Annotated in this window: 1 protein-coding gene; it reads right to left on the reverse strand. The window is 59.9% G+C overall.

Annotated elements, in window-relative coordinates; genetic code table 11:
• Positions 1 to 109: 109 nt before the first annotated feature.
• Positions 110 to 532, reverse strand: coding sequence for a glycine zipper domain-containing protein (locus tag HU811_RS27045; RefSeq protein ID WP_186659178.1), 423 nt, complete (start codon positions 530 to 532; stop codon positions 110 to 112).
• Between the last annotated feature and the right edge of the window lie 384 nt (positions 533 to 916).

The raw sequence follows: 916 nt of genomic DNA on the forward strand, positions 1-916 counted from the left end.
TCCCGCTGGGTGGCGCAGCCGCCCCAAAAACTGTGAGTAGACCAGCCGCAAACCCCTGGAGAACAAAAAACCCGGCTCAAGGCCGGGTCTTTCTCAGCCAAACATCAGCTTAACGATGCTTGTTCTTATGCTTGTTCTTGTGTTTGTGCTTCTTGCCACCAGAGTGACTATCGTTGTCATTGGACAAGTTGCTACCCAGCGCACCACCGGCCGCGCCGCCAATGCCCGCGCCGATGGTGGAACCGGTGGAGCCACCCAGGCTGTTACCCACAATCGAACCGCCGGCCGAACCCAAGCCACCACCAATGGCCGCTTCCGTACGGCTGCCCTTACGCGCCCCCACCGCACTGCCGGCCGCACCCCCGACACCGGCACCGATCGCCGCGCCTGTGCTGCCGCCCATCTGCTGACCCACCACATTACCCAACGCACCGCCCAGACCACCGCCAACCGCAGCCGTACCGTCTCCAGCGGCCATCGCGCCCTGAGCAACCACAAGCCCAAGCACCAAGGTGGATAAAGTCAAACGCATGATAGAAACCTCAAGAATGCCGCATCGGGGAAAGATGGCCGGTACGCGCGGGCGTCAGTCTACGCCAGATAGCGTCGGGCCATGTCAGTTGGACAACAAACGGAGGGGTAGTTTTATGACAGGCAAAAAAAAGCCCGCTGGGGAAACGGGCAGGTATTGCGGTACTGCTTTCTAACGGATGAGCCAAGATTACGCGCCCGCTTGTGAAAGAAACGTGAAAGAAACCGTTGCTGGAAAAAAGATGGAAAATATTTATGCCAGAGGCTGGAAGGGTGTCGTGGCGAGAGGGCTTGCTCCCGCTCGGCTGAGCAGCAGGCGCTAGTACCTGCCAGGGGTATTACTCGAGGGTGGGGGCTGCTACGCAGCCCAGCGGGAGCAAGCTCC

Source organism: Pseudomonas tehranensis, from assembly GCF_014268615.1.
GTDB classification, from domain to species: Bacteria; Pseudomonadota; Gammaproteobacteria; order Pseudomonadales; family Pseudomonadaceae; genus Aquipseudomonas; species Aquipseudomonas tehranensis.

Coding starts and splice junctions, on each gene's coding strand:
- HU811_RS27045 (WP_186659178.1), bottom strand. CDS start 532: ATGCGTTTGACTTTATCCACCTTGGTGCTTGGGCTTGTGGTTGCTCAG.